Origin of the sequence: Bradyrhizobium sp. HKCCYLS20291 (genome assembly GCF_051167715.1) — a bacterium.
Taxonomy (GTDB): Bacteria; Pseudomonadota; Alphaproteobacteria; order Rhizobiales; family Xanthobacteraceae; genus Bradyrhizobium.
Genome location: NZ_JBNPTO010000004.1, coordinates 290,914 through 313,622 on the forward strand (window position 1 = coordinate 290,914; position 22,709 = coordinate 313,622).

Annotated in this window: 18 protein-coding genes and 1 pseudogene; 2 read left to right on the top strand and 17 right to left on the bottom strand. The window is 65.6% G+C overall.

Going from position 1 to position 22,709, the window contains the following annotated elements; genetic code table 11:
- Positions 1-281 precede the first annotated feature (281 nt).
- Together ACQR07_RS12140 and pufB are read right to left on the bottom strand one after the other, a co-directional pair.
- Positions 282-458: pseudogene (locus tag ACQR07_RS12140) on the bottom strand (light-harvesting protein); the annotation flags it as partial.
- A gap of 10 nt (positions 459-468) precedes the next feature.
- Positions 469-624, bottom strand: coding sequence for a light-harvesting antenna LH1, beta subunit (pufB, locus tag ACQR07_RS12145; RefSeq protein WP_008963656.1), 156 nt, complete (start codon positions 622-624; stop codon positions 469-471).
- 347 nt (positions 625-971) lie between these two features.
- Here pufB and ACQR07_RS12150 point away from each other — a divergent pair, with 347 nt between their 5' ends.
- Complete coding sequence (locus ACQR07_RS12150) at positions 972-2,792, top strand: GAF domain-containing protein (RefSeq protein ID WP_434902524.1); 1,821 nt, start codon at positions 972-974, stop codon at positions 2,790-2,792.
- 7 nt (positions 2,793-2,799) lie between these two features.
- Here ACQR07_RS12150 and ACQR07_RS12155 read toward each other — a convergent pair whose 3' ends face one another.
- From ACQR07_RS12155 to ACQR07_RS12225, 15 genes are all read right to left on the bottom strand, one after another.
- Positions 2,800-3,480, bottom strand: coding sequence for a winged helix-turn-helix domain-containing protein (locus ACQR07_RS12155; protein ID WP_434868421.1), 681 nt, complete (start codon positions 3,478-3,480; stop codon positions 2,800-2,802).
- 261 nt (positions 3,481-3,741) lie between these two features.
- Positions 3,742-5,331 (bottom strand): Do family serine endopeptidase, encoded by a 1,590-nt coding sequence (locus tag ACQR07_RS12160; protein ID WP_434902525.1) that lies wholly within the window; start codon positions 5,329-5,331, stop codon positions 3,742-3,744.
- Positions 5,332-6,605: 1,274 nt separating this feature from the next.
- Positions 6,606-7,673, bottom strand: a complete 1,068-nt coding sequence (locus ACQR07_RS12165) for a helix-turn-helix domain-containing protein (protein ID WP_434902526.1) — start codon at positions 7,671-7,673, stop codon at positions 6,606-6,608.
- Positions 7,666-8,262, bottom strand: a complete 597-nt coding sequence (locus tag ACQR07_RS12170; protein ID WP_434902527.1) for a hypothetical protein — start codon at positions 8,260-8,262, stop codon at positions 7,666-7,668. The genes ACQR07_RS12165 and ACQR07_RS12170 overlap by 8 nt, the downstream gene beginning before the upstream one ends.
- Positions 8,263-8,421: 159 nt before the next feature.
- Positions 8,422-10,422, bottom strand: a complete 2,001-nt coding sequence (locus ACQR07_RS12175) for a HAMP domain-containing methyl-accepting chemotaxis protein (RefSeq protein WP_434902676.1) — start codon at positions 10,420-10,422, stop codon at positions 8,422-8,424.
- Between the two features lie 499 nt (positions 10,423-10,921).
- On the bottom strand, positions 10,922-12,265 hold the full coding sequence (locus ACQR07_RS12180) for a methyl-accepting chemotaxis protein (protein WP_434902528.1): 1,344 nt from the start codon (positions 12,263-12,265) through the stop codon (positions 10,922-10,924).
- 394 nt (positions 12,266-12,659) lie between these two features.
- On the bottom strand, positions 12,660-13,148 hold the full coding sequence (locus ACQR07_RS12185; RefSeq protein ID WP_434902529.1) for a cytochrome c-type biogenesis protein: 489 nt from the start codon (positions 13,146-13,148) through the stop codon (positions 12,660-12,662).
- 5 nt (positions 13,149-13,153) lie between these two features.
- The gene (locus ACQR07_RS12190; protein ID WP_434902530.1) at positions 13,154-15,133 is read right to left on the bottom strand and encodes a heme lyase CcmF/NrfE family subunit; all 1,980 of its coding nucleotides are present in this window, start codon (positions 15,131-15,133) and stop codon (positions 13,154-13,156) included.
- On the bottom strand, positions 15,130-15,645 hold the full coding sequence (gene ccmE / locus ACQR07_RS12195; protein WP_434902531.1) for a cytochrome c maturation protein CcmE: 516 nt from the start codon (positions 15,643-15,645) through the stop codon (positions 15,130-15,132). The genes ACQR07_RS12190 and ccmE overlap by 4 nt, the downstream gene beginning before the upstream one ends.
- Positions 15,646-15,679: 34 nt before the next feature.
- Positions 15,680-16,780: a c-type cytochrome biogenesis protein CcmI gene (gene ccmI, locus ACQR07_RS12200; RefSeq protein ID WP_434902532.1), complete on the bottom strand. Its 1,101-nt coding sequence runs from the start codon at positions 16,778-16,780 to the stop codon at positions 15,680-15,682.
- Positions 16,781-16,917: 137 nt separating this feature from the next.
- Positions 16,918-17,187 (bottom strand): hypothetical protein, encoded by a 270-nt coding sequence (locus tag ACQR07_RS12205; RefSeq protein ID WP_434868413.1) that lies wholly within the window; start codon positions 17,185-17,187, stop codon positions 16,918-16,920.
- Between the two features lie 109 nt (positions 17,188-17,296).
- Entirely contained in the window at positions 17,297-18,757 is a 1,461-nt protein-coding gene (locus ACQR07_RS12210; protein WP_434902533.1) for a hypothetical protein, read from the bottom strand.
- Between the two features lie 109 nt (positions 18,758-18,866).
- Positions 18,867-20,243, bottom strand: a complete 1,377-nt coding sequence (locus ACQR07_RS12215; protein WP_434902534.1) for an ATP-binding protein — start codon at positions 20,241-20,243, stop codon at positions 18,867-18,869.
- Positions 20,244-20,306: 63 nt separating this feature from the next.
- Complete coding sequence (locus tag ACQR07_RS12220; protein ID WP_006614547.1) at positions 20,307-20,981, bottom strand: response regulator transcription factor; 675 nt, start codon at positions 20,979-20,981, stop codon at positions 20,307-20,309.
- A gap of 284 nt (positions 20,982-21,265) precedes the next feature.
- On the bottom strand, positions 21,266-21,418 hold the full coding sequence (locus tag ACQR07_RS12225; protein ID WP_434868410.1) for a hypothetical protein: 153 nt from the start codon (positions 21,416-21,418) through the stop codon (positions 21,266-21,268).
- 273 nt (positions 21,419-21,691) lie between these two features.
- Between ACQR07_RS12225 and ACQR07_RS12230 the strand changes: the two genes are divergently transcribed.
- Positions 21,692-22,666 (top strand): Ku protein, encoded by a 975-nt coding sequence (locus ACQR07_RS12230; RefSeq protein WP_434868409.1) that lies wholly within the window; start codon positions 21,692-21,694, stop codon positions 22,664-22,666.
- Positions 22,667-22,709: the final 43 nt, after the last annotated feature.

The window sequence follows — 22,709 nt, forward strand, 5'->3', positions numbered from 1 at the left end:
CGTGACCATGAAGGTGGCCGGGATCCGCAGATCCCGGACCTTTTCAGTTCGACGCCGTCCGTTCTCACGAACGGCTATTTGGCGTCGCGCGGCGCGAGTGTCGCGAGCGAAACCCGGTCCGGCGCCTGTGGTACGGCGTCATCAGCCGCAGCCTGAACCTGCGCAGGAGCAGGAGCGACCGTGACCACGAAGGACGAGGCGGGCCGTGTGCTGTCACCGGCCGCGGGAGCGACCGAAATGACATAGCCCGGCACGGCCTGCGTATTCAGGGCCACCGGCGACACCGTCTCCTCGAGAGACGCCTTCTTGGACTTCCCGCCTTCCCAGTAGGCGCCCATCCAGCTGGTGTGCGACAGGATCGTGTAGTGGACGCACAGCGAGGTGAGCGCGACGCTTCCGAGGAAGAGCGGCAAGCCGACGGTGGGGTTGACCACGCACCAGATACGACCTTGATTCATGGCGGCCCCCTCAATGCAGCCAGGGCGAATAGATGTACGCCAGCAGGTGCGCGACACACGCGATCACGAAGAATACGCGCGCGCCGTCGATGACATGCTTGTGCAACTCCTCCGATTCCGGGATCGTCAGTCCCGTCGGCCAAACTCTGTTGGGATCATCCGGCATCAGGTTACCTCCTGTGTTGTCGTCCTCGTGGTTGGTCTCGTGCTGCCCCCGCGTCGGGCCGCAATTCCCCTTCGCGAGCGCATGGCTCGCACCTGGACTTAGGCAACCGGTTCAATTCGCGCACGACGGTGCCCCCGCCGGCCCGCATGAGCAGCGTTTTGTTGTCCAGACTGGCGGTTCCCGTCCGGGAACCGGACGGGAACCGCCGGACGTAAAATCTGATTTACATGCGTTAATGTCAATTATAATGGACATTGACGGTTGTCAGGATCATCCCGGACATCCAGAGTCCTGATGAGCCCGCCAGTCGCGCGACAAGCGACGGTCGGCCATTCAGCGAGGGCGTGGTGACGACGCGAGCCATCGATCCGATCATGGAGAGCACGGCGAACGCCAGCGTCGATGGCACGGACCTGACGCCTTGCGACCGCGAGCCGATCCACCGTCCCGGGGCGATCCAGCCGCACGGGGTGCTGCTGGCGGTCGAGCCGGACCGGTTGCGAATCACGCATGCCGGCGGCGACACCAGCGGTCTCTTGCGCAGGCCGGCGCAGGCGCTGCTGGGCGAGCACGTTGCGACGCTGTTTTCTGCCGACCAGCTGCGCCAGCTGCACGGGCTGGCGGCAGGCGCAGGCCCGGCGCGCGCGGTGCATGCCTTCAGCAGCGCGGCCGGATCGCTGACTTCGACCAGCGCCGACGTGACAGCGTTTCGCAGCGGCGCCCTGCTGGTGGTCGAGATCGAGCCGCGCCGCGAGCAGCCGCCCGACAATCCGCTCGCGGCTGTCACCAGCATGCTCCGCAGCATCCAGCAGACCGATGCGACGCCGTCGTTCTGCCAGGCCGTGGTCGACGAGGTCAGGCGCCTGATCAGCTTCGACCGGGTGATGCTGTATCGCTTCCTCGATGACGGCAGCGGTTCCGTGATCGCCGAGGCGACGGCCTCCGGTGTCGAATCGTTTCTCGGGCTGCATTATCCGGCTTCCGATATCCCGAAGCAGGCGCGCGAGCTCTATTGCACCAACTGGATCCGCGCGATCCCGGATGCGCGCTATGAAGCGGCGCCGATCCTGGCCCTGCCCGGCGCGCCGTCGGCCGCGGCGCTCGACCTCGGCCACAGCATGTTGCGCAGCGTGTCGCCGATCCATCGTCGCTACCTCGCCAACATGGGCGTGGTGGCGTCGATGTCGATGTCGATCATCGTCCGCGGCCGGCTGTGGGGCTTGATTGCCTGCCATCATCGCGAGCCGCGCTACCTGCCGCAGGGCTTGCGCGCGGCGTGCGAGCTGTTCGCGGAGATGCTGTCGTCGCAGCTCGAGGCGCGGCTCGCCGCGGAGAACCTCAAAATCCAGCAGCGCAGCGCGGCCGTCCATGAGGAGATGCTCAATCGCCTGAGCCAGGAATCCGAGCTTGCGGCCGGGCTGATCCGCTCTCGGCCCAACCTGCTCGACCTCGTTCCCGCCGGCGGCGTCGGCCTGTGGATCGACGGCCACTTCACCCACATCGGCGCCACGCCGGATCGCGACGAGATCGAGGCCCTCGTCGGCTGGCTGAACGCGACCGTGACGGATGACGTGTTTCAAACCGACCAGTTGCCGCTGATCTATCCGCGCGCGGAACGCTTCGCCGCCGTCGCGAGCGGAATGCTCGCTCTGTCGGGCTCCAAGACCGCGCACGATTACATGCTCTGGTTCCGGCCCGAGCTGGTCAGGACGGTCAACTGGGCCGGACGACCTACCAAGGCCGAGCAAGCCGCGTCCGAGCGCCAGATGCTGACGCCGCGAACCAGCTTCGCGATGTGGCAGGAGCAGGTTCGGCTGCACGCATCGCCGTGGCTGGAGGCCGAAATCGAAGCCGCGCACCGGCTCCGCGTGGCGCTGCTCGAGGTCGTGCTGGGCCGCGTCGACCAGCGCGCGCGGGAGCGCTCGCCGGCGCGGCAGACTCCGATCCGCGCCGACGCGCTGGCCGCTGGCGAGCTCAGCCTGCGCGAGGTCGAGGTCGCGCGGCTCACCGCGGCCGGATACAGCGCCAAGACGATCGCGCTGAAGCTGAAGATCGGGGTCAAGAGCGTCGAGACCTACAAGAAGCGCTGCATGACCAAGCTCGGCTTCCACAACCGCGTCGAGCTGATTCACTATGCCATGGCCAAGGGCTGGCTGAGCGCGCCGTGAAGCTCGTCTAGCGCAGCCCGTCACGGATCATGTACCCCGCGCCGCGGATGGTGTGCAGCAGCGGGCGGTCGAACCCCTTGTCGATCTTGGAGCGCAGCCGGGAGATGTGGACGTCGATCACGTTGGTCTGCGGATCGAAGTGATAGTCCCACACGTTCTCGAGCAGCATCGTGCGCGTGACGACCTGGCCGGCATGCTTCATCAGATATTCGAGCAGCCGGAACTCGCGCGGCTGCAGGGTCAATTCGTCCTTGCCGCGGGCGACGCGATGCGAGAGACGGTCGAGCTCGAGATCGCCGACCTTGTAGGTCGTCTCCTCGGCCGGCCCGCCATGGCGGCGCGACAGCACCTCGACGCGGGCGAGCAGCTCGGCAAAAGCATAAGGCTTGGGCAGGTAGTCGTCGCCACCAGCGCGCAGGCCCTTGATGCGGTCGTCGACCTGGCCGAGCGCCGACAGAATCAAGACCGGCGTCCGGTTGCCCTTGTCGCGCAGCGCGCCGATCAGCGACAGGCCGTCGCGCCTGGGCAGCATGCGGTCGACCACCAGCACGTCGTAATCCCCGCTCTCGGCCATGGCGAGCCCCTCCTCGCCGTCACTGGCGAGGTCTGCGACATGTCCGACTTCGCGGAACGCCTTGACCAGATAGTCGGCGGACTCGCGGTCGTCTTCGATGATCAGGAGGCGCATTGCGGAAACGGGGGCGGCAGTCACGGTTCGATGTCCATCTACATGGCCCGGCGGCCGTTTCGGTGCAAGGCGGCGCGAGGACCGGGGTTGATCGACAGGAAAGTGGGCGGTGAGGCTGGGGGACCTCACCGCCCGAGTTCCTTCCGACGGAGGGGGGCGTTGTTCCTACGGAAGGTGTGAGGGAGCGGGACTTTCGCCCACCCCCAGGAAGAGCCGCCGACGCGGGGGCACATGACGGCGACCCTTCATCTCGTGAACGCTTTAACCCTTGGCCAGCGGCACCGCGACGAAGCGCGACTGGCCGCCGCTCTTCACCCGCATCAGCACGCTGTTCTTGTTGTCGCTGCGCGCGGCATTGATGGCGTCGCGCACGTCGCCGACCGAGGCCACCGACTTGCCGGCGACTTCGAGGATGACATCGCCTTCCTTGAAGCCGCGCTCGGCCGCCGCGCTCTTCGGATCGACCTGGGTCACGATGACGCCATCCTTGCCGGCGCCGGCCACGCTCGAGGCCGGCGCGACGGTCATGCCGAGCTTCGGCACGTCGGCGCCGCGGGAAGGACTTGCGTTGTCGTTGTCACCACCGGTGTCGGCCTTGGCCTCGATCGTGTTCGGCAGCTTGCCGAGCGTCAGGTTGATGGTCTTCTCCTGGCCCTTCGACAGCACGTTGAGCTTGACCGCGGCGCCCGGCGCGATGCCGCCGATGGTGCGGGCGAGCTCACGCGCGTCCTTCACCGGCGCGCCGTTCACGGCGGTGATCACGTCGCCGGACACGATGCCCGCCTTCGCCGCTGGACCATTGGCCTGCGGCTCGGCAACCAGCGCGCCCTCGGCCTTCTTCATGCCGAGGCTGTCGGCGATGTCCTGCGTCACCGGCTGAATCTGCACGCCGATCCAGCCGCGGCTGACCGAGCCGCTGTCCTTGAGCTGCGCGATCACGGTCTTCACCGTCGAGGCGGGAATCGAGAACGCGATGCCGACGCTACCGCCGGACGGCGAGTAGATCGCGGTGTTGACGCCGACCACGTTGCCGTCGACGTCGAAAGCCGGGCCGCCCGAATTGCCCTTGTTCACAGGCGCGTCGATCTGGATGAAATCGTCATACGGGCCGTTGCCGATGTCGCGGCCCACGGCCGAGACGATGCCGGCGGTCACCGTGCCGCCGAGGCCGAAGGGATTGCCGACCGCCAGCACCCAGTCGCCGATCCGCGGCTTGCCGTCGGCGAGTTTTGCAAACGGGAAGTTGGAGCCGCCCTCGACCTTGATCAGCGCCAGGTCCGTGCGCTGGTCGGTGCCGATCACCGTGGCGCTGTAGGTCTTGCCGTCGTCGGTCGTCACCTCGACCTTGTCGGCGCCGTCGACCACGTGGTTGTTGGTCACGGCATAGCCGTCGGCGGAGATGAAGAAGCCGGAGCCCTGCCCGGTCACAGCGCGACCGCCACCACGGCCGCCGCGGCCAGGCATGCCGGGAATGCCGTTCTCACCGCCGAAGCGGCGGAAGAAGCGCTCCATCGGCGAGCCCGGCTGAAACGGCGTGTCGTCGTCATTGTCGTTCTTGGCGACCTTCTCGGCGATGTTGACCTTGACCGAAATCACCGACGGCTTCACCCGCTCCACGATGTCGGCAAAGCCGACCGGACGCGCGACCTTGCTGACCTCGTTGGCGACCTGCGCATGCGCCGAGGTCGCAAACAGATCGAGCGGCGCGCCCTGCGGCGCCAGCCCATAGGCGGCGACGCCGAGGCCCGCGACCACGGAAGCCATCAACGCAAACTTGCGCGCCGAGAACAGCCCGCGACGAGGCTGGCGATAGGATGGAAGCGAGGACAGGTCGGTCGGACGGTCAGTCATACGGTTTTCTCCGCAAGTGATTTTGGTCAAGGTCTAAACTCTGGGGGTCCCGGGCTGTTCGCCCCGTTCGCTGATGAAGATGGGACTTGCCGCCTTACGGCGTGCTGGCTGCGGCGTTAAACTTCTGTAATGGACCATGGCGAACACTGCGGCGGAATGGCGCAGAGGATGGAGCGAGGGCGATAAATTCAATAGTTTCCGTCGCTTGCCAGAACACCGCACGCCCGACCATCGCCATGATTTTGGCCCTCTCCAACAAAAGTCGAACCATCCCGTAGGGCGGGTTAGCCGCAGGCGTAACCCGCCATCCCACCCTCAGCTGTCATTCCCCGCGCAGGCGGGGAATCCAGTATGCCGCGGCCTCTCGGCTCAACAACAACCGCCTCGGCGTACTGGATCCTCCGCCTTCGCGGAGGATGACAGTAGTGCTTGGGGCAACCCGCCTGCCCCGATCTCCGTCATTGCGAGCGCAGCGAAGCAATCCAGGGTGGTGGGCGGGACCCTGGATTGCTTCGCTCCGCTCGCAATGACGCCTGGAGCAACTATCCCGATCCACACTATCAAACAGCCCTTGGAGATACGTCCTAACAAGCCGAGCCCCATCACCCCCGCGACGCATCCCGCGCCCGAGTCATGCCCGTCAAACTCGCACCCTCACAACGAGGGCGCAGGGAAGGCCGGGCGCTGGCCGCGCCCGTGGCCCGCCTGCGGAAAAAAATGCAGGCGGCAGAACCACAGGTCTGGCCGAACACGCCCGGCCCTCCCTGCGCGATGGTGTTAACGGTTATACGTGCTCTCCCCGGGGACCGGCTGATTGACCCCGTCGCCGGCGGATCATCACCACCAGCTTGGCCTCGGCACCGGGAGGCCAGGACGACACGATTTCACGTCCGCGATCCGCTGTTTCGTCGGCGAGGCAAAACCCCGCTGCAGCAGCCCACGTCCATCGCATTCCATCCCGACGTCCGTGACGATCGCGATACGCCCCCTCGGTGGAACGGAACGGGCCGGAAGATACGGGTGATTTGGGGGAGAAGGCAAGAGAATTTTTGATTTTCAGAACAATTTGACGGACTTCGAAAGGATACGGTGATTTGGGCGACGGGCAATCAGCCCATTACCGCTGGCTGCCCGCTGGCACCATGCCGGACGAACAAACAGAACCGCGCTATCAGGGGACATTCTCTAGCCAAAACATCCATCTCCTTGCCTGCAATGAACAATACAAAACTCTGGCAGAAGTAATCGTTATAGAGTGTCTCGAGAAAATGCCATTAGCTTGAACTGACTACTCGTAGACTTGGCCTACCGCCTCCCAAATAGACGCGCTCCAAATCCTCCAGCCGCACCGCCAGCATCTGAGCAAGCTCCTCGGGAGAATAAGATAGCTCCCGCCGGAAGAAGGACACCATCCTATCTACGGCGGCGGGCTTCTCTAAATCGACCTGGATCGGCTCCACTCCTTTGAAGACCTTGTTGTATTGAATGCTCAGCGACTTGTATTGAGACGCTGTGATCAAATTCAAATCGAACGCACGCTTTATGAGCGCTTTTATTGAGACCTTCCAATAAGCCTTCACCCTTCCCATGCTGCTCAGCTTCGTGGGCACCAGATAGGGCTTTATCTCACCGGCAGGCATTAGAAATTCCGCGGCAAACCGGTGCGCCTCCAGTTCCATCTTCTCGTCATCATCAGGCAAAGTATGCATGATCATGTGACCAAGCTCATGTGCTAAAGAGAAACGGTACCGATCTCCGGGCATCTCGCTATTCATAAAAAAAAGCGGAGGAAGCCCTTCGGTACGAAAGCTTAGACCATCCAAAAGATTGGTTCCAAAGCGAGCATTGACGACTATTCCGCCAGCGGATTCGATCACCTCAACCAGATTCCGAATTGGACCGGTAGGCAACGTCCAATAGGAGCGCATCCGTTGGGCAACAACTTCGGGTGTCAAACCGGATTCATCAAGGTCGATTTGCGGAATCGGGCGCTGGACATTGGCTTCGTAGGACTGCAGCAGTTTGGAGATATGTTGCCTTCGAATGTTTATAACTGCACCTATTCTCGCGAGCGGCTTCGCACCAAGCTTAGCCCGTTTACGAAAATGGAAATGGGGAAAGCCAATCGCGCGCTCGCGCTGGAAGAAAAATGAGGGAGGAAAAGCCAAGACATTTGAAATCTGACGGACTGCCTCTTCACCAGGCTGAACAATCAAACCGTGTTCAAGTTTAGAAATAAACGCTTGGGTCATTCCCGTTTTAATTGCGAGTTCAGACTGAGTGAGTTCACGCGCATCCCGAGCGAGCTTCAACATGTCGGGATTGAACACTTCGTCAGCCACGTCGCCGATTCCTTACTTTCTCAGCGTCGAAATCAATTGCTTCAGTAGCGCCAAATCGCGCGGGAGTCGTGTCCTCCCAAAGTGCTACGCCCGCATCCATCACCACTTGCGCCGTCCAGAACACCGAACGCCCTATCGGGCGAGCAATCATGATACCCTTCAATCCTGCGCCAGCCTCGTCCAATTCGTAACCTACCGTGAGCCGAACAGCGGGTTGAGGGAATTCTGGAAAGGACTTCTGGTCGTCGTAATTGCGCTGCTGTTTTGTTTGATAGTTGCTGTGGCGGCCATTTGGCTTCACGAGTTTAAAGCGAAAGAGACCTTGGTCTTTGTAATTCGCAACGCGCATAGAACGAACGTCTATTACGCTTAGCCCCTCAGTGGCCTCCGCAAGCACCGCTACGCGCTTCTCCGCGTGAGAGTAGATACAGTTCGCGACAGCGCGCCCGGTATGATCCGCTCGCGCCTCGTTCGAATAGGCTTCACTAAAATAAAATGAGACCGATTCTTTCAGCACGCCGTAGAGACCTGCAAGAATGGGTTCCGCAATCGCCATGGCGCGATTTTGGTCCTCTTCACGATCAAGCATGGACACGCTCTCCGATGAGAGCGCCACTCTGCTCCGCCGCCGCGACAAAATCAACGAAAATTATAACTCATAAGATAACAATCTTACAAGCAATTGATTTTATGCGGATTTTCTTGTGGCAACTCGACGCATTCGCTTCGAGAGGCCCATCAACGCCCCTCACGCCGCCTGCAACGAGCCCAGGAACCTACTCACCTCGCGCTTCAATCGTCCGCTCTCCGCCGACAGCGACCGTGCCGCGGTCAGCACCTGGGCCGAGGCCGAGCCCGTCTCCGATGCGCCCCGTTGCACGTCGTCGATATTCCGCGAGACGCGCTGGGTGCCGTTGGCGGCGTGCTGGACGTTGCGGGAGATCTCTTGCGTCGCGGCGCCCTGCTCTTCCACGGCGGCGGAGACGGCGGCGGAGATTTCGGACAGGCGGCCGATGGTGCTGCCGATCTCCTTGATCGAGCCGACCGACTCTTCAGTAGCCGCCTGGATGCCGGAGACCTGCTGGGCGATCTCGCCGGTGGCCTTGGCGGTCTGCTCGGCCAGCGCCTTGACCTCGGCGGCGACCACCGCGAAGCCGCGGCCGGCTTCGCCGGCGCGGGCGGCCTCGATGGTGGCGTTGAGCGCCAGCAGATTGGTCTGGCCGGCAATCAAACTGATCAGCTCGAGCACGTCGCCGATGCGCGTCGCCGCCTTCGACAAGGTGCCGACGCGCTCATTGGTGCGGTTGGCCTGCGCCACCGCCTCGCCGGCGATGCGGGCGGATTCCTGCACCTGGCGCGAGATCTCGCTGACCGAGGACGACAGCTCCTCGGCGGCGGAGGCCACGGTCTGGACGTTGGACGACGCCTCCTGCGAGGCGGTGGCGACCTCGGTCGACAGGTCCTGGCCGCGCGCGGCGGTGCTGGTGAGCGTGCCGGCGGAGGCTTCGAGCTCGCTCGAGGCCCGCGACACCGCATCGATGATCTCGCCGACGGCCTGCTCGAACTGGTGCGCGAGCCTGGCCATGTCGTCCCGGCGCTCGTGCTCGCGCCGCGCCTCGGCGTCGGCATGCTCGCCGCGCAGGCGTTCGGTCTCGACCATGTTGTCCTTGAACACCTGGATCGCCTTGGCCATGGCGCCGATCTCGTCGCGGTTGCCGCGGCCGGGAATCTCCACGGCGACGTCGCCGCTGGCGAGCCGCCCCATCGCCTGCGTCATCGACGCCAGCGGGCCGACGATGCCGCGCGCGATCAGGAACGCGACGATGCAGCCGAACAGGACGACGGCGGCGCCGACCTGCATCTGCAGCGAGATGGTGCTGGCGATGGCGCTCTCAGCTGACGTGCGCGAGGCCTGATAGTCGGCGTTCACGTTGGTCTCGGCCGTCTTGAGGGTCTCGATGCTCTTGGCGATCAGCGGCTCGATCGCATTGGCATAGATGTCCTCGGACTTGAGCGCCGCGGCGGCGGTGGCTTCGAACGCCTGTTTGTTGACGTCGAGCGAGGCCTTCACCGGCGCGATCGCCGCCACCACGCCGGCCGGCGGCGCATTGCCCTCCAGCGTCGCCAGCCGCTGCTCGACATTGTCGACGCCGGCGCGGAAGGTGGAGGCGGACTTGGTGTCGCGCAGCGCCAGGAAGCGCCAGGTCGCGATGCGGACGAGCTGCAGCCGGTTCTCGATGTCGGTGACCGCGGTCATCACCTCGGGCTCCTTCGAGATGCGCGCAGCGATCGAGAGCTTTGCGGTCTTGGCAGCGAGGTCCTCGCCACCCGGCAGCAGCGCGGCGCGGCCGCTCTTCATCTGCTTGACGGCCTCCTGCAGCTGGTCGCGCTGGGTGCGCATCTGGGCGATGCCGGCGAGCAGATCGTCATAGAGCTTGCGCCGCTCCGCCGAGAGCGGGCCCTTGGTCGCCGCCTGCAGCAACTCGGTCGCGGCCGCCTCGCGGTCGGCGGCCTCCTTGAGGGCCGGCTCGTTGGAATCGTGGATGTAGCGCAGATTGGCGCGCTGGATCGCCTGGAGCTGGTTGGAGATCTGCAGGATGCGCGCGGTCGCGTCCGACAGCGCCGACATGCTGGCGACCTGGTCGCGCACGGCCCACAGGTTCCACACCGCCATGGCCGCCATCACAGCGCTCACCACGACGAGCGCCGCAAAGCCGGCGTAGAGACGTCCCCTGATCTTCAAGCGCATCATGATTCCTCGTCGACTTCCCCACAGCGGCAGGCGGGCGTGCCATCGCCGCGCACCTGCCGCGCAGCATCGGCCGCCCGGCCGGCGGCTCACAGCTGTGCCCGTGCACGATGCGTGATATTTGCTAATAGTGGGTTAGGGAGTACCGCAACGGATGAGCTGCTGGTGGTACGCGAGCGGCCTCGCCACATGCTGTTCGCGCAGGCTGGCGACCGACCGCCAGTGTAGCGCGAGCGGCCGCTCCACACGCAGCTGTCGTCCCTGCGAACGCAGGGACCCATAATCCCGGACGCCTATTGGAAAGCGACTCTCGTCCGGCATCGGGCGCAACAACATCTCCCTGGGGTTATGGGTCCCTGCGTTCGCAGGGACGACACCGGAGGGTGTGGATGCCGCTCGCATCACACTGGCAGTCTCGCGGCCCGGTTCAGCGCCGCACCTGATCGCGGTCTACAGCGGCGCCGCACGCACCGCTCATCCGCCCTGCTCCATCGGCAGCTCAGCTCGCCTTCACGCTGACGATGAACGCGTCGACCTCGCGCTTCAGGGTCTCGGCCTGCTGCGACAGCTCGCCGGCGGCGTCGCGGGCTTCGGTGGCGAGGCGGCCGGTGTCGGCTGACGTGGAGGTGATCTGGGCGATATGGTTGGAGACGTCGAGGGTGCCGCGGGCGGCTTCCTGGACGCTCTTGGAGATGTCCTGGGTGGCATTGCGCTGCTGCGAGGTGTCGACCTCGATGCCGGACATGATGGCGCTGATCTCGCTCAATGTGGTCGAGATGCCGTCGATGGCGCCGCGGGTCTCCGCGGTGATGCCCTGGATGCTGGCGACGTGCGCAGAGATCTCGTCGGTCGCCTTGCTGGTCTGGTTGGCGAGGTTCTTGACCTCGGAGGCGACCACCGAGAAGCCCCGGCCCGCCTCGCCGGCGCGCGCGGCCTCGATGGTGGCGTTCAGCGCCAGCAGATTGGTCTGCGAGGCGATCGCCTGCACCAGCTGGACCACGGCGCCGATCTTCTCGGCGGCGTCGGACAGCGAATGGATGGTGTTCTTGCTCTTCTCGGCCTGCGAGGCCGCGCCCTCGGCGCGCTGGGTGGCGTCGGAGACGCGGCGGCTGATGGTGCCGATCGAGCTCGTCATCTCCTCGGCGGAGCCTGCCACGGTCTGGACGCTGCGATTGGCGTGGTTGGCGGCGGCCTCGACCGCGTTGGCCTTGGCCGAGGTGTCGTTCGCGGCCCGCGACAGGGTCTCGGCATTGCTCTTCAGCCGGATCGCCGAGGACGCCACGCTGCCGACGACGCTGGCGACGAGGTCGTTGAAGGTATGGATGCGGCCGTCGAGAAAGCGCGAGCGCTCGCCCTGGCGCTGTGCCTCCTGCAGCTCACGCTCGGTCAGGCGCTGGCGCTCGATGCCGTTGGTCTTGAACACCTCCAGCGCACCCGCGAGCTGGCCGATCTCGTTGGACAGGCCAAGGCCGGGAATGTGCGTGTCATATTTCTGGTCGGCGACGTCGCGCATCGCGCGGACCATCGAAGCGAGCGGGCGCAGGATGCCGTTCTGCACGGCGGCGTAGGTCATCAGGCAGACCGCGCTGGCGAATACCGCGATCGCGACGCAGGCGATCAGGAACCAGGAGAATGCCGACTGCGCCTGCTGATAGATCAAGGTCGCATGATCACGCGCCGGCCCGCTCAGCGCCGCGAAGTCCGACGACAGGCTGGTGATCTGGTTGTTGAGATAGAGCACCGCGACGAAGCCGGTGCCGCCGCCGATCGCCAGCAACAAGAGCAGAGACGCCACGACGCCTCCCACGAGGAAGCGGATCGTCAGATTGCTGTTGGAGAACATTGGCTTTGCCCGGACGCATCACATGGAATGTCAATGCACACTTCCAGACAATGGTAAAATAAGATGAAAGCCGATGGCGTAGTCCGACCACGGGAGAGCACGGGGTTTTGCGGAAGGCCTCGGCATCCTGCGAGTGCTTCCTACTCCTGTCATTCCGGGGGCAATCGTCAACGCGCTGGCGGTGCGCTCCCTCTCCCCGTTCTTCACGGGGAGAGGGTTGGGGTGAGGGGCAGACGCACGGGAAGTGTTTGTGGTGAGACCTGTACCCCCTCACCCGGATTGCATCTGGCGATGCAATCCGACCTCTCCCCGCCCTAGCGAAGCTTCGCTTCGCACTGGCGGGGAGAGGTTTGTAACCATCAACATCAAGACGTTGAACCCGCCCCTCGGAACGTCACGTCGCCGGCGGCTGCTTCTCCGCCGCCATCAGCGCGGCCAGGCGCGCCTCCTCCTCCGCCGTCAGTTTCGGCGTCACCTCTCCGCCGCGCTGGCCGCGGCGGCGGACCTGCCACCACAGCGCCAGCCCGCCGCCGAGCAGCAGCACCGGCGGCAGCAGCCAGAGCAACAGAGTCTGGCGCTCGAAGCGCGGCTTCAGCAGCACGAACTGGCCGTAGCGGGCGACGAGGAAGTCGAGCACCTGATTGTCACTGTCACCGGCCGCGAGACGCTCGCGCACCAGGAGGCGCAGGTCGCGCGCCAGCGGCGCGTCGGAATCGTCGATCGACTGGTTCTGGCAGACCATGCAGCGCAGCTCGCGCGACAGCGCGCGGGCACGCTGCTCCTTCGTCGTATCCGACATCACCTCGTCGGGCTGCACGGCATGCGCAACCGGCGAGCCGATGAGCAGCAGCGCGAGCGCAAGGAAGCTGAGAGTTCGTCGCATCCGCCCTACTCCGCCGGCTGCAGCGCACGCGCGGCACGCGCCGGGCGCGGCGCGCCGACACGCAGGCGGCGATCGGACAGCGACAACAATCCGCCGAACGCCATCAGCACCGGGCCGAACCAGATCAGGAGCACCAGCGGCTTGTGATAGATGCGCACGGCCAACCCGCCGTCGGCCGTGGTGTCGCCGAGCGAGACGTAGAGCTGGCTGACGCCGCGCGTCAGCAGCGCGGCTTCCGTGGTCGACATGCCCCGGGTCGAAAAGCTGCGCTTGCTCGGCGTCATCACCGCGAGCTGCCGGCCGCCCTCGCTGATGACGAAGGTGCTGACGACCTCGCTGAAGTTCGGTCCCTGGCGCTGGGTCATGCCGTCGAACTTGATCTGGTAGCCGGCGAGGTTGCGCATGTCGCCCGGACGCAAGGTCGAGATCAGCTCGCTGTTCCAGGTGGTCTCGCAGACGATGCCGAGCAGGGCGACGCCAAGGCCGGCATGGGCGAACGCCGTGCCCCATACCGAGCGCGGCAGGCCGCGCGTCCGGTGCAGCGCGGTCTTGAACGGAACGCGGGTGACGCCGCTGCGCTCGACGAGATCGACGATCGCGCCTGTGATGACAAATGCGCCCAAGCCGATGCCGAGCGGCGCCAGCGCGCTGCCGCCGCGCGCCCAGGCCCAGGCGATCGCGATCGCCACCAGCGCGACGATGCCGGCGGCGAGCAACCGCTGCGTGGCAGCTAAGAGATCGCCGCGCTTCCACGCCAGCATCGGGCCGAACGGCACCATCAGCAGCAACAGCGCGAACAGCGGGCCGAAGGTGAGATTGTAGAAGGGAGCGCCGACCGAGAGCTTGAAGTCGAGCGCCTCCATGATGACCGGATACAGTGTGCCGAACAGCACGGTGGCGCAGGACACGGTGAGCAACAGATTGTTGAGCACCAGCGCGCCCTCGCGCGAGATCGGCGCGAACAGGCCTCCCTGCTTCAGCGCGGTGGCGCGGCCGGCGAACAAGGTCAGGCTGCCGCCGATGAACAGCACGAGGATGCCGAGGATGAACACGCCGCGCGTCGGATCGCTGGCGAAAGCGTGCACCGAGGTGATGACGCCGGAGCGCACCAGGAAGGTGCCGAGCAGGGACAGCGAGAAGGTCAGGATCGAGAGCAGGATGGTCCAGACCTTGAGCGCGTTGCGCTTCTCCATCACCAGTGCGGAGTGCAACAGCGCGGTGCCGGCGAGCCACGGCATCAGCGAGGCGTTCTCGACCGGGTCCCAGAACCACCAGCCGCCCCAGCCGAGCTCGTAGTAGGCCCAGTACGAGCCCATGGCGATGCCGAGCGTCAGGAAGATCCAGGCCATCAAGGTCCACGGCCGCACCCAGCGCGCCCAGGCGGCATCGATGCGGCCCTCGATCAGGGCGGCGATGGCGAACGAGAACGAGATCGAGAAGCCGACATAGCCGAGATAGAGCATCGGCGGATGCACGGCGAGACCGATGTCCTGCAGCACCGGATTGAGGTCGCGGCCCTCGATCGGTGGAGTAGCAAGGCGCGCGAACGGATTCGAGGTGGTCAGGATGAACAGATAGAACGCGCTCGCGACCCAGGCCTGCACTGACAGCACGCGAGCCCGCAGCGACAGCGGCAGATTGTTGCCGAACAGCGCGACCATCGCGCCGAACAGCGCCAGGATCGACACCCACAGCAGCATCGAGCCTTCATGATTGCCCCAGACGCCGGTGATCTTGTAGAGCAGCGGCTTCATCGAGTGCGAGTTCTCGAACACGTTGGCGACGGAGAAGTCCGAGGTCACGTGCAGGGTGATCAGCGCGATGAAGGAGAGACCGGCGAACACGAGTTGCGCCAGCGCGGCGGAGCGGCCGACATTCATCAGCGCGACGTCGCGCTGGGCGGCGCCGAGCATCGGCACCGTCGACTGGATCAGCGCCAGCGCGAGCGCCAGCACCAGGGCATAATGTCCGCTCTCTGCAATCACTGCGTCGCTCCTGCAGCGCTCTTCTCGGCGCCCTCACGCATCGATACAGGCCCCGCCTTCGCGGCGCCCGGCTTGCCATAGTCGTCCTTCCAATGGCCCTGCTTCTTCAAGCTGTCGGCGACTTCCTTCGGCATGTAGGTCTCGTCATGCTTGGCAAGCACGGTGTCGGCCTTGAACACGCCGGACGCATCGAGCGCGCCCTCGGCGACGACGCCCTGCCCTTCACGGAACAGGTCCGGCAGGATGCCCTTGTAGGCGACCGGGAGTTTCGCGCCGCCATCGGCGACTTCGAACGTGACTGCGAGATCGTCGCCTTTCTTCAGCGAGCCCGGCTGCACCAGGCCGCCGAGCCGGAAGCGCTTGCCCGGCGCGACGTGCTTCTCGGCGACCATGGTCGGCGTCGAGAAGAACACGATGGAGTCGCGCAGCGCGTTCAGCACCAGCCCGGCTGCGACCGCGAGCACGAACAGCGCCCCGCCGATGATCGTCAAACGCCTCTGCTTGCGTGTCATCACAACATCCCGTTGGCGGCGGACGCGCCGCGCATCAACCATCCAGCCCGAACGTCTTCACCGCCTCGTTGAGCTGGCGCAACTGCTCGGCATCCTTCACGGCCTGCCGCGCATCGGATAACGCCGACTTGGCCTTGTCGAGATCGCCCATCACGACATAAGCGCGCACCAGCCGCAGCCAGCCCTCGGCGTCGTCGCCATTCTGCTTCAGCCGCGTGGCGAGCCGGTCGACCATGCCGCGGATCATCGCGTCGCGGTCGCCCGAACTCATGTCCTTGGCGGCGGCCATCGCCTCGCTCGGCAGCGCCGGGGCCTCGCCGCCGCCGACGCGGGCGAGCGCGGCGCTGACCAGCGGCCGCCACGGCGCGTCAGGCGAGCCCTTGCTGAGCATCCCGCGCCAGATGTTGGCGGCATCGTCCTTGCGGCCGTCCTGCTCGGCAGCGAGCCCAAGATAATAGTTGGACTTCGGCTCCTCGGCGTCGAGCGCATGGCCGCGCTCGAACTCGGCCTTGGCCTCGGCGGTGACCACCCCGCCCGCGGCAGTCGCGATCATCTCGCCGAGATCGGCGCGCTTGGCGGCGCCGTCGCCGGCATAGGTGATCATGTTGCGATAGGCGCGGATCGCGTCCTCGGTGCGGCCGAGCCGCGCCAGCACCGGGGCGAGCACCGTCCAGCCGCGGCCGTCGGTCGGGTTCTTCTGCAGATGCTGCTCGACCTGCGACACCAGGTTCTCGAGCGGCTGCGAGCCGTCGGCCGGCTTGGCGCGGGCGGTCAGCGGAAAGTCCGGCAGTTGCGGCGAGCCGAGCGGCAGATAGACCGCGAGCGCCACCAGGGGCACGCCGATCAGCGCCAGCACCGCCGCGACGCGCCGCAGGCCGAGGCTCGGCTTGGCCGCGACCTCGCCCTCCTGGTCCGCGGCGGCCAGCAGCCGCCGGCCGATCTCGACCCTGGCCGCCTCCGCCTCGACCTTGCCGATCAGCCCGGTCTCGACGTCGCGCTCGATCTCGGCCAGCTGGTCCTTGTAGACCACGACCTCGCGGCCATCGGAGCCGTTGCGCGCGCCCAGCCCGAGCGGCAGCAGGACGGCGAAGATCGCCGCGGCCGTCATCACGGCGAACACGAACCAAAGCGTCATCAGGCAGAGTTCCAGCAGCGCCCACCGGCGGGCGCTCGTTGCGCCGCTTTTAACCAGCACCGTTCCCGGCGGCAATTCACAATTGCCACCCTGGTACCCCAGCCCCGCCGGGCAAAAAACTCAGGACGATTACGTAATTACGGCACCTCGAAATCGGCGCTCTTGGCGAGGTAGCTGCCGTGCCCGTTGAGGGCCATCAGGAAATAGGTGCCGGGCCTGACCGCGTCGGTCAGCCGGATCCGCAGCGAGCCGACCGGGACCGGCGAGGAAATGGTGGTGACGGGATCTTCGAGCGGCGCGCCGCTCGTCCGGTCCACGATCACGACCTTGGCCTTGATCATGAGGTTGCGATAGGTCGCGCGCACGACGCGATTCTCGACTTCGATAAAGTTGATGATGGAAATCATTGCACTTGAGGAAAAGGTATGGACTGGACGACGGGAACCTATGCGTGGCCGCGGGCTGTGGTCAACCTAAAATTGAACGACGAAAAACGTTTGCAGGATAATAGTCGGATCAGCCGGCGCGCGATGATTTCCGCTCGCCATTCAATGCATTCTCGGCCGCGCGGCTCATCAACTGGGCGTAGTCGTTGCCGAACAGGACGTGGCAGAAGCGGATCGCCGCAGACACCTGCGACTGCCGATAGGCGCGCGCCCGTGCGTCACCCGAACGCAGCGACTGGACAAGCGCTTCGGTGGCCTTCTCGACATATTGCTGCAGGTCGGTGTAGGTGCGCAGCGTCACCTCGTTGATGGCGAGCTCGCTGGCGTAGTTGCGGCACACCGCGACGAACTCGATCAGCGCCGCCACCTCCTCGACCTCGCTGCCGTCGACGCCGGCGCCGGCGGGAATGTCCTTGTCGGCGCGCTGGCGCAGGATGCGCCGCGCCCGGCCCGGCACGCCATCAATCTCAGATTGCAACGCATTGGAGATGTCGGCACGGATCGCGGTGAGCTGCTTGCCCCAGTTCGATTCGGAGCGCAGGTCGAGTTCGGTGCGCAGGCCGCGGGCGCCGTCGTGCAGCGATTTCAGCGTATCGGCGAGATTGGCGAAATGCCCGCGCCTGATGTCGGCACGCAAGGTTGCGGCGAGGCTGGCGAGATCGTTCAGGGCGATGGTCACGGCGACGCCGAACGGCGTCGCCGCCACCCGGATCTCGTCGTCGGAGGCGGCGATCTTGGTGGCAAGGCGGATGATCTGCCAGGGCGCGGCAAGCCGCTGCATCACCAGCGACAGCGCGAAGGGCAGCATCAAGGGCGTCTGCAGCGACGGCACGTTGATGGCGTCGGTGATGGAGGCTATCTGGGAATCGCCCAGCACGCGGATGATGCTGGGCAGCCGCCCGTTGAGGCTTTCGAGCACCTCGCGATTCTGAAGAATCAGTGCGATCGGCAGCAGGTCATCGATCACGCTCGGCGCGCCGATACGGGCGAGCGCGCGCTGGCGGTCGCCCGTTGCGTTCGGACCGACAAGCTTCATCAGCTCCTCGGCGGCCGCGAGCTGCAGCTTGCGCGTGGCCACCTCAACCTCGCGCGAGGTTTCGGCGGAGGCCGACATCGCGGCTTCGAACTCGTTATAGCGCTCCGGTGCGCCGTCGCGGCCGAGCCATTGCCAGACGGCCAGCAGCGATGCGCGGCGGACCTGGCCGGGACGCAGCGGACCGGTGGAATCGGTAAGGAACGGCTCCAGTGGCCGGAACAGCCGGCGCGGGCCATCGCCGTTCTGGCGACGCTCCTCGCGAGGCTGCGGACGCGCAGCCTCGGCGGCGGGTTGGGGACGAGCAGGCTCCGGAGCAGGCGCTGGAGGCGCTGCCGGACGAACCACCTTGCGCAATTGCTCGAGCACCATGGTGGCCACGGCGACGTCCTGGCCACGCTCGATGGCGCGCTCGAACTCGCGCATCAGCAGCGACTGCGCACTTGGCGGCAGCTGCCCGAGATATTCCCTCAATCGCTCGTAAGCTGTCTGACTCATGCGCCGGCGTGCAAATTTCCACGGCGAGAGCGCACATCGCGCACCCCTGCCGCAACCATAGGGTCTGCGGTATTAAGAACACCTTTAGGATGGCGAACTTCGCAATCCGTCAAACGCCGGGCAAGGTGAGCTCGGCCCGCAGCCCTCCGACCGGCGCGTCGCCCAGGGTCAGGCGGCCGCCATAGAGCGCGGCCAGGTCGCTGACGATCGACAGCCCGAGGCCGGACCCCGGCTTGGATTCGTCGAGCCTCTGGCCGCGCCGCAGCACCTGGGCCCGCTCGGCGGCCGACAGGCCGCGGCCGTCATCGTCGACGACGATCCGCAAGCTCGGCGTCGCCCCCGCCTGGGCCGGCGGCTGCACCGTGACCTCGACGGAGACCCGCGACGTCGCCCATTTGCAGGCGTTGTCGACCAGATTACCGACCATCTCCTCGAGATCCTGGCGCTCGCCGCGAAAGCGGGCGGCGGGATCGGCGGTCGCCTCGACGGCGATGCTGCGCGCGCGGTAGATCTTTTCCATTGTGCGGCGCAGCGCCTCGATCGGCGGCGCCACTTCGGTGACCGTCGACACGATCGTCACGCGCGCGGCGATCCGGGCCCGCTCGAGATGATGGGCGACCTGGTCGCGCATCACGTCGGCCTGCTCCATGACCTTGGCCGCGAACGGATCCGCCGCGTGGGTGGTCGCTTCATTCACGATGACGGAGAGCGGCGTCTTGATGGCGTGGGCGAGATTGCCGACGTGGGTGCGCGCGCGCTCGACGATCTCGCGATTGGCATCGATCAGCGCGTTGGTCTCGCGCGCCAGCGGCGCGATTTCGACCGGAAATTCGCCCTCCAGCCGCTCCGCCCGGCCGGAGCGGATGTCGGCGATCGATTCCGAGATCCGTTTCAGCGGCGCCAGGCCGTAGCGCACCTGGAACAGCGTGGTGAGCAGCAGCACGATGCCGAGCGCGGTGAAGGTGCCGCCGAGGTAATAGTCGAAGCTGCGGGTCTCGTCGAAGATCTCAGACGCATCGCCGGCAACGCTGACCAGGAATTTGCCGTCGGAGCCGAGATCGACCGGGCGCTCGACCATGCGCAGGTCCTGATTCTCAGGACCGTCCACATACCCGATCCGGATACCGGCGGCGGTCAGCTCGATCCCCTGCTCTTCCAGCTTGGGCAGCTTCTTGTCCCACAGCGAGCGCGAGGCCCGCAGCTCCGGCTTCTCGGTGTCGGTGCGCGTGATCTGCCAGTACCAGCCGGACAGCGGCAGCTCGAACAAGGGCTCGCCGAGCGACTGGAATTGCCGGTCCGGCGGATCGTCCGGCGTTGCGACCTCGGCGATCAGGGTGCGCAGATACAGGTTGAGCCGGCGGTCGAAGGCGCGTTCGGTCGCGTTGCGATAGACCGACGACAGCACGATGCCGGTGATGGCGAGAATGACCACGAGCCACGCGGTCGCGGACAGGAACAACCGGGTGGCAAGTGAACTTTGGCGCATCACCGCAAACTAGCGAAACGGCCGGCGCCCGGCCACCTTGAATGGCGGACGCCGGACTTAAGATCAGGCGCCCGCGGCCGGCGGCGGCGTCAGCAGGTAGCCGAGGCCACGCACGGTCTGGATGACGTCGCAATCGAGCTTCTTGCGGATGCGGCCGACGAACACCTCGATGGTGTTCGAGTCGCGGTCGAAGTCCTGGTCGTAGAGATGCTCGACCAGCTCGCTGCGCGAGACCACGCGGCCGGAATGGTGCATCAGGTAGGACAGCAGCCGGTATTCATGTGAGGTCATCTTGACGGGATTGCCCGACACACTGACCTTGCCGGTGCGGGTATCGAGCGTCACCGGCCCGCAGGTCAATTCGCTCTGGGCGTGGCCGGCCGAGCGGCGCAGCAGCGCGCGGATGCGGGCCAGCACCTCCTCGAGATGGAAGGGCTTGGCAACGTAGTCGTCGGCGCCGGCGTCGAAGCCCTGCACCTTGTCGCTCCAGCGATCCCGAGCGGTGAGGATCAGGACCGGCATCGCCCGGCCATTGCGCCGCCAGGCCTCCAGCACCGAAATGCCGTCCATCTTGGGCAGGCCGATGTCGAGCACGACGGCGTCGTAGGGCTCGCTATCACCCAAATAGTGCCCCTCTTCACCATCGAACGCACGGTCCACGACGTAGCCGGCGTCGCTCAACGCCGTGGTGAGCTGACGGTTGAGATCCGGATCGTCCTCGACAACGAGCAGACGCACGCTTGCCTCCAAAGCTGAACTGCACGATTTCCGCCCTCAAGATGAACCGGAAGGCCGTGAACCGTGCATGAACGGAACCCGACCGACCACGTTACTTTTTGGTCATCTCGAGCGGGCTCGCCGGCAAGGGCCGACAGAATTGGGGCGGATATAAGCTCTCGGAAGCAACCATGAAAAGCCCGGCTGTGCGGCCGGGCTCGAGCGTCGCGGATCGGCATGCGCCAGAGGGGGGCCGCGTGCGCCGGCCCGCTCGGGACGTGCAGCGCTCGGTCTCCGGCCTCGCCTCAGGTGTGGAAGAACACGAACCAGATCAGTCCGAGCACCAGCAGCGCCAGTCCCGTGGAGATGGCCAGCATCGCCAGGACCGACGGGCCGGGTTCACCCTGCCGGGCTTCGGTGGGAGTTTCGACGATCTGTGGCCCTCGTCTTGTTGCCATGGTGCCCTCAGCTGCTGGTATTTGGCCGAACGCGGGTTCGCGCTCGCTCAATTGGTCGGGTGGCAACGTCGGCCGCCAGACGATGTTCCGGCTGCGGGGACCGGCTGCGACCAGTTAACGCCGCTCTTAGAATCTGCGGTTACGCTTGTTGAATCCGTGGCCTGCGATGTTATCCTCGCGGCCGCCGCGTGACCTACGCCCGCAGCAGCCCCGTCCGGGAGAGCAGACCCGTCCGTTTGTACCCGCCAGTTTGCAGTTGAGTGGAGTTGAGGAATGGCCCCGCGCGCCAATTGGAAGGGATTTCTGCGGCTGTCGCTCGTGACCTGCCCGGTCGCGCTTTATCCCGCGACCTCGGAGTCCGAGAAGGTCTCCTTCAACCAGATCAACCGCAAGACCGGCCATCGCATCAAATACAGCCGGGTCGACGCCGAGACCGGCGAGGAAGTGGCCAACGAGGACATCGTCAAGGGCTACAAGGTCGACACCGACACCTATATCGAAGTGACGAAGGACGAGCTCGACGACATCGCGCTGGAATCGACGCACACGATCGAGATCGACGAATTCGTGCCGCGCACCGACATCGACAGCCGCTATCTGATCCGGCCCTATTACCTCGTGCCGGATGGAAAGGTCGGCCATGACGCCTTTGCCGTCATTCGCGAAACCATCCGCAGCATGGACAAGGTCGCGATCGGACGCGTCGTGCTGACCAACCGCGAGCACATCATCGCGCTGGAGCCGCTCGGCAAGGGCCTGATGGGCACGCTGCTGCGCTACCCCTATGAGGTGCGCAAAGAGGACGAATATTTCGACGACATTCAGGACGTGAAGATCACCAGCGACATGCTGGATCTCGCCAAGCACATCGTCGAGAAGAAATCGGCCGAGTTCGAGCCGGAGGCTTTCGAGGATCACTACGAGGCTGCGCTGATCGAGCTGATCAACAAGAAGCGCAGCGGCGTCACGATCACTGCCAAGGCGGCGCCGAAGTCGAGCGGCAACGTGATCAACCTGATGGATGCGCTGAAGCGCAGCCTGGCCGGCGAAGGCGACAAGGCGCCCGCCGCGTCCGCCCCTGCTCCGAAGGCAAAGCCCAAGAAGGCGAAGAAGCGCGTAGAGGGCCAGCGCGAGATGCTGCTGCCGATCAGCGGCAAGAAGGCCAAGGACGAGCCGAAGAAGGCGGAGGAGCCGAAGAAGGCCGAGAAGCCGGCCCGGACCACCGCACGCTCACGCAAGGCCGGGTGACCAGCCAAGCCAAACCTGGTCAGGCGAACACTCGCAAACGAGG